Source organism: Streptomyces sp. NPDC054841 (assembly GCF_053611045.1).
Genome location: NZ_JBSGZO010000352.1, coordinates 1 through 9,135, shown reverse-complemented (window position 1 = coordinate 9,135; position 9,135 = coordinate 1). Strand labels below are relative to the sequence as shown.

Here is a 9,135-nt window from a genome sequence, read left to right as displayed (position 1 = left end):
CCGGCTCCCACCGGACCGGCGGCACTCCCGCCCCCCCCTCTCGTACGCCGAGACCTCCAGCCCCAGAACGCCACCAGGATGGTGAACACCCACATGAACAACTTCTCCGGCGCCTCCGCGAGCGGCCTCTACACGGGCCCGCAGGTGGACAACCGCTACGTCGTCCCCCGCTTCGTCGAGCGCACCTCCCAGGGCGTGCGTGAGTACGACCCGTACGCGAAGCTCTTCGAGGAGCGCGTGATCTTCCTCGGCGTGCAGATCGACGACGCCTCCGCCAACGACGTCATGGCGCAGCTGCTGTGCCTGGAGTCGATGGACCCGGACCGCGACATCTCGATCTACATCAACAGCCCCGGTGGCTCCTTCACCGCGCTGACCGCCATCTACGACACGATGCAGTTCGTGAAGCCGGACATCCAGACGGTCTGCATGGGCCAGGCGGCGTCCGCCGCCGCCGTCCTGCTGGCCGCCGGCACCCCCGGCAAGCGGATGGCCCTGCCGCACGCCCGCGTGCTGATCCACCAGCCGTCCTCGCAGACCGGCCGGGAGCAGCTCTCCGACCTGGAGATCGCCGCCAACGAGATCCTGCGCATGCGCGAGCAGCTCGAGGAGATGCTGGCCAAGCACTCCTCCACGCCGATCGAGAAGGTCCGCGAGGACATCGAGCGCGACAAGATCCTGACCGCCGAGGACGCCCTCGCGTACGGCCTGGTCGACCAGATCGTCTCCACCCGTAAGAGCACGGCCGCAGCGGCCGCCTGACGCCCGACCTTCCCTTGGCGCGGTACACGTCAATGTGAACCGTGCCAAGGGGGGCCCGAACGAGGGGCCCGGCAAGGTACCGTCGGATATGAGGCACCAGGAGCCGCTGAACCAAGCGCTCCCAGGCGAAGGGGAAGCACCTCGTGGCACGCATCGGTGATGGCGGCGACCTGCTCAAGTGCTCATTCTGCGGAAAGAGCCAGAAGCAGGTGAAGAAGCTCATCGCAGGCCCCGGGGTGTACATCTGCGACGAGTGCATCGACCTCTGCAACGAGATCATCGAGGAGGAGCTCGCCGAGACCTCCGAGGTGCGGTGGGAGGAACTCCCCAAGCCGCGGGAGATCTACGAGTTCCTCGAGGGGTACGTCGTCGGGCAGGAGCCCGCGAAGAAGGCCCTCTCGGTCGCGGTGTACAACCACTACAAGCGCGTCCAGGCCGGCGAGAACGGCCAAGGAAGGGACGACGCGATCGAGCTCGCGAAGTCCAACATCCTGCTGCTGGGCCCCACCGGCTCCGGCAAGACCCTGCTCGCCCAGACCCTGGCCCGGATGCTCAACGTCCCGTTCGCCATCGCCGACGCCACGGCGCTGACGGAGGCCGGGTACGTCGGCGAGGACGTCGAGAACATCCTGCTGAAGCTGATCCAGGCGGCCGACTACGACGTCAAGAAGGCCGAGACCGGGATCATCTACATCGACGAGATCGACAAGGTCGCCCGGAAGAGCGAAAACCCGTCGATCACACGGGACGTGTCGGGCGAGGGCGTCCAGCAGGCCCTCCTGAAGATCCTGGAAGGGACGACGGCCTCGGTCCCCCCGCAGGGCGGCCGTAAGCACCCCCACCAGGAATTCATCCAGATCGACACGACCAACGTCCTCTTCATCGTCGGCGGCGCCTTCGCCGGCCTGGAGAAGATCATCGAGTCGCGCGCCGGCGCCAAGGGCATCGGCTTCGGCGCCACGATCCGCTCCAAGCGCGAGATCGACGCCAGCGACCAGTTCCAGGAGGTCATGCCGGAGGACCTGGTGAAGTTCGGGATGATCCCGGAGTTCATCGGCCGTCTCCCCGTCATCACCTCGGTCCACAACCTGGACCGCGAGGCGCTGTTGAAGATCCTGGTCGAACCGCGCAACGCCCTGGTCAAGCAGTACCAGCGCCTCTTCGAACTCGACGGCGTCGAGCTGGACTTCGACCGCCCGGCCCTGGAGGCCATCGCCGACCAGGCGATCCTGCGGGGAACGGGTGCGCGAGGACTGCGCGCCATCATGGAAGAGGTCCTGATGTCGGTGATGTACGAGGTCCCGTCCCGCAAGGACGTGGCACGCGTCGTCATCACCGCGGACGTCGTCCACAACAACGTGAACCCGACGCTGGTGCCGCGGATCGTGAAGAACGACGGGCGGCACGAGAAGTCGGCGTAGCCGACGGGCGGCTCATCTGGCGCCAGGGGGTAGACCTTAGTGCGCGAGCATGGCGCCAGGCGGGCAAAAGGGTGCGTGGCCAACCACTTGGCCACGCACCCTTTTAACCTTGTGCCTGCGTGCTCCAGGCCAGCGAGTCTGTACGGCAGCTCTCACGCCTTGTAGCAGGCTGTGAATCGATGGTTCCAGTTGCTGATGCCAACGTCCCTGAGCAGATTCATGCACGGTTCGCTGGGCTTGCGCATGGGCCATTCCACGGCTCGCCAATGGCACGCCTCCCTCACCTTCGGGCCGACGGTGTACTTGAGGGCAGACAGGAAGCTGACACAATCGGCCTGGCTTGCTGACGCGGGCGCTGCGGTTGCCACGGGGGTCACAGCAACCGCTGTAGCCAGGAAGATTGCCGTAGTGAGCCGCTTGGTATTTGAGCGTGTCACGTAATCCTCAATAAGTTGTTAGAACTGGAGTTCGCAATCAAGTCCATGTGATCATGAGATTGGTGGGTGACACCAGGGGGTGATGCGTATATGGCTGGATCGCAGTGGACTTCGCGACCTCCGGTCGGCCACCGTTCTACGGCCGCTTCGGTTAACGGCTGAAAGTCGTCGCCGTCAGACCAGGCTGGCCGTCCTGATTGGTCAGGTGCGGAGTTGCAGTAGGGCCCTTTCCTGGCTCAGCCAAGAACATTGCGGTCCTGGCCGCGCGGTCGGAAATCCTCATCGCCGGGGCTCTACTTGATCCCGATGCGAGCGTCGTCGCTGCGTATGTTCGCGGTAACGGCCTATAGATCTTGCCCGTCAGCAAGTGTGAACCCCACGCTGGTGCTGCGTAACGTCAAGAACCACGAGGTCGAGAGAAGAGCAGGACGGTGGCTGCCTACGCGGATGCTGCTCGGCCAGTTGGTCAACTGGCCGAGCAGTCCTGCACGTTCCTTTGCTGTCTGTTAGGCCTTGACGCGGATTTCCTTGCGCAGCTTGGCGGTGATGCTCGCAGCGTCCTCGGGCGTGGTGCCCTTGCCAGACATCAAGGTGGACATGTCCATGGGCATCACAAAGGCAACCGTGCTGTGGTCGCCCCATGCGCACACCGTCATGGTGAACTCCTTCGGCCCGGTGGCGGGAGCTTCGGAGGCGTCCGGCTTGGACTTGAGCTGCTGGCACTTGAGCACGGCGCCCTCAAGCTCCGCGGGCTTGTACTCCTTCGGACTGCCCAGTACCTCCACTTCGGCGTCCTTGTCCTCCTTGGACTTCGCCTCGATGGTGGCGAACACCGAGTCGACGACCGCCTCCGGATCCTCGATCTCGCCGTAGGCACCGCCGAACGTGATGAGCTTTCCGGCCAGCGGGTTGCTCGCGTCCTTCACCTCCCAATTGGCATCGACCTGCTTGCCGTTCTTGACGCCGTTCTTCTCTACATCCTTGAGGAAGTCGTCGTCGGACGGTCCGCCACCACTGCTGCCGTCCATCTTCTTGTACTCGGTGAGCACGGTCGCCGGAGTCGTCAGCTTGTGCGGACCGTCGTCCGCTATGTCGGCGCCACCGCCACCGCCCGCGGTGAACCACCAGACGCCACCCGCGACCACGGCGACCGCGACGACCGCGGCGCCGATGATCAGACCCGTCTTCTTCTTCGGCTCGGCGCCCGGCGGGGGCGGCGGGTAGGCGCCCGGGGTGCCACCGCCGTACGGGGGCTGCTGCGGCGGCTGGCCGTAGGGTCCGGGCTGCTGAGCCTGGGGGTAGCCGTAACCCTGCTGGGGCTGCTGCGGGGCACCCTGCGGAGCCTGCTGCGGGTAGCCGTAGCCGGGCTGGGGCGCCTGCGGCTGCTGGCCGTAAGGGCCCGGCTGGCCGTACGGGCCGGGCTGCTGGGGCTGACCGCCGTACGGGCCCGGTTGGTTGTAACTCATTCAAGATCTCCTTGCGTGGATAACCCGGCCTTGGGGACGGGGCTGAAAATCGTGCATGTGGGGCGCCTTGCCCAGTTGGGTCAAGGTGTCGGCCCTTCGGCGCGCGTGGCGTGGGCATAGCCGTCCGCCGCCCGTTGGAGTAAGCGGATGTGCCGGTGGTGGATCCCTTGGACGAGACCGCGCGGGGTGCGGATGTCGCAGCCACCGGTGGACCGGACGGCGAGTCTCCCGGTGTGCGTCCCTGCCCGCTTGCCGGTGGCCACTACGGCTCGCGCGTAGTCGCCGGTGGCGAACCCGGAGACGTGCTTGCGCCGTGGAAGGCGTAGGCGGGGGAACCCGTAGCTGTCGGTGCGTGTACGGGCGCATGTCCCGCGACCCGTCGCCGACACGGCCCGGATGGTCCGGGGGTGTTGCTGTACCGCCCCGAATACGCCTACGCACAGAGCGTCGAGAGTGTGGGCGACGGCCAAGGCGCGGGCCGGCGCCGACCCAGAGGTGTTGAGAGCGGCGGTGGACGAGAGAGGCGCTCTGTAGCGCAGATTCCGCGGTCGCCGACCCCGGCGGTAGGCCGAGCGCCGGGTGAGCGAGTCGCGGATCTGTCCACCGCAGTGGGCGAGTTCGATCCCGTAGAGGCCCTGCCGTGTGTCACCCGCCGAAGTCGCGGTCGCGGTCGCCGTGAAGACGGTGATGCCGGTCTGCCTGCTGCCGGGGTGGATCCCCAGTTCCACACCGCCCACCGAGGACTCGGCCATGGTGCGGTCCTTCAGCCGGATGACGAAGGGGGCACGTCGGCGCACGGCCGCCCGTCCCCGCTGAAGCAGCTTTCGTGCCCTCGCGGCGCTGGTGGGCTGCAAGGGCCGACCACTCTTGTCGAGAACGAATACGACTGGGTGAGCCTCACGGCTCCGCTCCCCACTCCGAGGAGTGGGGGTGACGCATCCGGTGGCAGGTGAACCACCGGATATCGCCTCTCGACGATGTCCGCTGCCGGGCGCCCTACGGCGTCCGCGCCCCGTTTCGTCCCTACTCCCTGGGGTGTCTGCTGACGCGGATTCGAGAGCGAGCTGCTGAGGAAGCACAGCTCGGTCGGTCTGCTGTCCTGCAGCGAACGTAGCCATCAAGGTCACCTCCCCCATGCGGTGATGGCTGAGTCTGGTCACACATGGCCCTATGGGCCCAGAGTGAGACTGGGGAGCGAGTGACTACTGGGTTCCCCTCCGGTATTTATCCGTTCCGAACATCTTGGCGGAAACGGGTGGGTCGCGTGGCGGCGGGGTTCACACCGTTACCAAACATCCAGGTAATTCGTACGGAACCGTGGCGCGGGCACGTGGCTCAGCGGGGGAGCCTGACCACAGCCCACACCACTTTGCCCGGTCCGTTCCGTTTGCTCACGGCCCACTCGTCGGCGACCGCATCGACCAGCGTCAGCCCCCGCCCGCGCCCCGAATCGATGGTCGGAGAGCGCAGAGAGGGTTGTGCGTCCGACGCATCGTGTACCTCAATCCGAACGCCCTTGGGTTCGCGCTCGTAGCGCGTCTCGATCTGCCTCCCTCTGGGTACGCGGGCGTGGACCACGGCGTTGGTGACCAGTTCCGAGAGAACAAGCAGAGCCGAGTCCTCGATCACCGCCAGGCCCCATGTGAGCAGGGCCTGTTGCAGCTCCGCGCGTGCCAGGCCAACACTTCTCGGGTGCCTGGTCCAGCGCCGCACGATGAGCTGCTGTGAAACGTCTTCCATGGTGGTGCCACCGTCCGAAGGTCGTCGGTCCGTTCGTGCAAACGGTGTGACAGGACGGGGAATCAGCCCAGGGACAGGACGTGCGACTCCTGGGATCCGGTAGGACAGTGCGTCCTATGTCGTCTCAGTCTTCGAGTTCGAGACGGATGGCCAGTTCCCTGATGGAGGAGGACCGACGCCGCTCTCGCTCCCGCAGCTCGGCAACCAAGTGCCGGGACGAGGAGTGATATCGCATCCATTCAGGGGCAATCCGCTCGGCGACCAGCAGCGCGCGCGTGGCCTGGGCGTCCTGGCGCAGCTCGGCGTGCGCCACGGCGCGGTCCACGTGGTGCCGGGCAAGCCATGTGGGCGGCAGCGTCGACAGGCTGGGGATGCGCCTCGCGTGGCTGAGCGCCTTGTCGGGCTTGCCCATGTCGACGAAGGCGTTCACGGTGGCGACTCCCGCATTCGTTGGCCCGAAGGGCGTGGCGTAGTCAAGGCGGTCGCTCCCGATTCTCGCTGCGGCCGCAGCGGCGAGAGAGAGCAGTTCCTCGGCGCTGTCGTTGCGTTCGGCGCGTACAGCTGCTGAAGCACCGCGCAGAAGCAGAATTCCCCACAGCGAGAGGTCGATCGGGGCCGAACGAAAGCCGGGCTCGATGCGTTCCGCCATCCGCCACTTGCTCGGCATCGGAGATACGGCCCTGCTTGGAGAAGATCCAGGACAGCGATGACACGCCCATGATCTCCAACCGGGGGTCATCGGACTGGCGAGCCGCCGCCATCGAACGCTCGATGGCCGTGTATGCGGCGTCTTCCTTGCCAAAGGCCGTCAGTGTGGTGGCTGCTACTTGATACGCCTCGGCGAGGACGGCGTACGCGGCCGCACGGCCGTCATCCGTGTACTCACGCACGGCAGCACGGGCGTCCGTGAGGAGGACAGGCAGTAACGCTGTGATCTTCGTCAGCTCCCCGCGACGACGGATCTGTTCAGTGCTGCGAATGCCGGCCCGGAGCTGAGCCACGCTAGGGGGCGGTGTGTCCTCCTCGTCCCCGAGGCCGGCGAATTCCGACAACGGCGTCACCGCTTGCCGGAGCGTGAGGAGGCTCGGTGGCTCGCTCCCGTTGGATGAAGCGAGCACTGCTGGGGCCCCGAGCAGTACTGATGTCTCGACGTCCAACGCGCGGGCGAGGCTGTTCAGAGTGCCCATCCGGGCTGTCAGCCGCTGGTTCTGCTCCAGTTTGCGAACGGTGTCGATGCTGAGCTGGGCCTTCTCGGCCAGACCTTCCTGGGTCAGACCGCGGCGCAGCCGCAGTTCGCCCAGCCGGTCTCCGATTGTCGCCGCCATCGCCCTGCCCATCGGGAGAGGGAGTGTGCCGTCAATCACGCTACGCCGCGTGGTCGCCGGGGGGAGGCGGGTTGCGGTATCGGGTTCGAAACGGGGGTGGCCGCCCCCGTAAACTGTGGCCCGTGACCGAGAACACTCAGCATCAGCCAGCCAGCACCCCCGAACTGCCGACCCAGTACGCGCCGGCCGAGGTAGAGGGGAAGCTGTACGAGCGCTGGGTAGAACGCGGTTACTTCGAGGCCGACGCGAAGAGCGAGAAGCCTCCGTTCACCGTTGTCATCCCGCCGCCGAACGTCACGGGCAGCCTGCACCTGGGGCACGCCTTCGAGCACACGCTGATCGACGCCCTGACCCGCCGCAAGCGGATGCAGGGCTACGAGACGCTGTGGCAGCCCGGAATGGACCACGCCGGTATCGCCACGCAGAACGTCGTCGAGCGTGAGCTGGCCAAGGAGGGCAAGTCCCGCCACGACCTGGGGCGCGAGGCTTTCGTCGAGCGTGTCTGGCAGTGGAAGGGCGAGTCCGGCGGTCAGATCTCCGGGCAGATGAAGCGTCTGGGTGACGGTGTCGCCTGGTCGCGTGAGCGCTTCACCATGGACGAGGGCCTGTCCCAGGCCGTCCAGACGATCTTCAAGAAGCTCTACGACGACGAGCTGATCTACCGCGCCGAGCGGATCATCAACTGGTGTCCGCGCTGTCTGACGGCCATCTCGGACATCGAGGTCGAGTACCAGGACGACGACGGCGAGCTCGTCTCCATCCGTTACGGCGAGGGCGAGGACGCCATCGTCGTCGCCACGACCCGCGCCGAGACGATGCTCGGTGACACGGCCGTCGCCGTCCACCCGGACGACGAGCGCTACAAGCACCTGGTCGGCAAGGAGATCGAGCTGCCGCTCACCGGCCGCCGGATCCCGGTCGTCGCCGACGGGCACGTCGACCCCGAGTTCGGCACCGGCGCCGTCAAGGTCACCCCCGCGCACGACCCGAACGACTTCGAGATCGGCCAGCGCCACAACCTGCCGAACCTCGCCGTCATGGACGAGCGCGCGGTCATCACTGCCCACGGCCCCTTCCAGGGCCTGGACCGGCTGGAGGCTCGCAGCGCCATCGTCGCCGCGCTCCGCGCCGAGGGCCGGATCGTCGCCGAGAAGCGCCCGTACACCCACTCCGTCGGCCACTGCTCGCGCTGCAAGACCACGATCGAGCCGCGGCTGTCCATGCAGTGGTGGGTCAAGGTCGGCCCGCTGGCGAAGGCCGCGGGTGACGCGGTCCGCGACGGCAAGGTCAAGATCCACCCGCAGGAGATGGAGAAGCGGTACTTCGACTGGGTCGACAACCTGCACGACTGGTGCATCTCGCGTCAGCTCTGGTGGGGCCACCGCATCCCGGTCTGGTACGGCCCGAACGGTGAGATCGTCTGCGTCGGACCGGACGAGCAGCCGCCGAGCGGCGAGGGCTGGACCCAGGAGACCGATGTCCTCGACACCTGGTTCTCCTCCGGTCTGTGGCCGTTCTCCACGCTGGGATGGCCCGAGGAGACCGAGAGTCTCGCGAAGTTCTATCCGAACTCCGTCCTGGTCACCGGCTACGACATCCTCTTCTTCTGGGTCGCCCGGATGATGATGTTCGGTCTGTACGCGATGGACGGCACCCCGCCGTTCCACACCATCGCCCTGCACGGCATGGTCCGCGACCAGTTCGGCAAGAAGATGTCGAAGTCCTTCGGCAACGCGGTCAACCCGCTGGATTGGATGGACAAGTACGGCTCCGACGCGCTGCGCTTCACGCTGGCCCGCGGCGCCAACCCGGGTGTCGACGTCCCGATCGGTGAGGACTGGGTCCAGGGCTCGCGCAACTTCGCCAACAAGATCTGGAACGCGACGCGCTTCGCGCTGATGAACGGCGCCACGGTCGAGGGCCCGATGCCCTCGCCCGAGCAGATGTCGGCGACCGACCGCTGGATCCTGTCGCGGCTCAACTC

8 protein-coding genes are annotated in these 9,135 nt (G+C 66.7%); 3 read left to right on the top strand and 5 right to left on the bottom strand.

All coding sequences use genetic code 11. The annotated features are described in order from the left end of the window. The first annotated feature begins 78 nt into the window (after nucleotides 1-78). Both ACWGI8_RS32680 and clpX read left to right on the top strand, forming a co-directional pair. The gene (locus ACWGI8_RS32680; protein WP_453666473.1) at nucleotides 79-762 is read left to right on the top strand and encodes an ATP-dependent Clp protease proteolytic subunit; all 684 of its coding nucleotides are present in this window, start codon (nucleotides 79-81) and stop codon (nucleotides 760-762) included. 143 nt (nucleotides 763-905) lie between these two features. Beyond that, nucleotides 906-2,183 carry an ATP-dependent Clp protease ATP-binding subunit ClpX gene (gene clpX, locus ACWGI8_RS32675; protein WP_017944896.1) on the top strand — a complete coding sequence of 426 codons (1,278 nt, stop codon included), beginning with the start codon at nucleotides 906-908 and terminating at the stop codon, nucleotides 2,181-2,183. A gap of 943 nt (nucleotides 2,184-3,126) precedes the next feature. On the opposite strand, the gene ACWGI8_RS32670 is transcribed toward clpX, so the two are convergent. From ACWGI8_RS32670 to ACWGI8_RS32650, 5 genes are all read right to left on the bottom strand, one after another. Then, nucleotides 3,127-4,086 carry a hypothetical protein gene (locus ACWGI8_RS32670; RefSeq protein ID WP_453666470.1) on the bottom strand — a complete coding sequence of 320 codons (960 nt, stop codon included), beginning with the start codon at nucleotides 4,084-4,086 and terminating at the stop codon, nucleotides 3,127-3,129. A gap of 80 nt (nucleotides 4,087-4,166) precedes the next feature. Beyond that, nucleotides 4,167-5,204, bottom strand: coding sequence for an RRXRR domain-containing protein (locus ACWGI8_RS32665; protein ID WP_453666468.1), 1,038 nt, complete (start codon nucleotides 5,202-5,204; stop codon nucleotides 4,167-4,169). A gap of 217 nt (nucleotides 5,205-5,421) precedes the next feature. Beyond that, the gene (locus tag ACWGI8_RS32660) at nucleotides 5,422-5,826 is read right to left on the bottom strand and encodes an ATP-binding protein (protein ID WP_453666466.1); all 405 of its coding nucleotides are present in this window, start codon (nucleotides 5,824-5,826) and stop codon (nucleotides 5,422-5,424) included. Nucleotides 5,827-5,950: 124 nt separating this feature from the next. Beyond that, nucleotides 5,951-6,256 carry a hypothetical protein gene (locus ACWGI8_RS32655; RefSeq protein WP_453666464.1) on the bottom strand — a complete coding sequence of 102 codons (306 nt, stop codon included), beginning with the start codon at nucleotides 6,254-6,256 and terminating at the stop codon, nucleotides 5,951-5,953. 43 nt (nucleotides 6,257-6,299) lie between these two features. Continuing rightward, complete coding sequence (locus ACWGI8_RS32650) at nucleotides 6,300-7,151, bottom strand: helix-turn-helix domain-containing protein (protein WP_453666462.1); 852 nt, start codon at nucleotides 7,149-7,151, stop codon at nucleotides 6,300-6,302. Between the two features lie 122 nt (nucleotides 7,152-7,273). Here ACWGI8_RS32650 and ACWGI8_RS32645 point away from each other — a divergent pair. Further along, the coding region (locus ACWGI8_RS32645) for a valine--tRNA ligase (protein WP_453666460.1) at nucleotides 7,274-9,135 on the top strand (1,862 nt) is incomplete at its 3' end.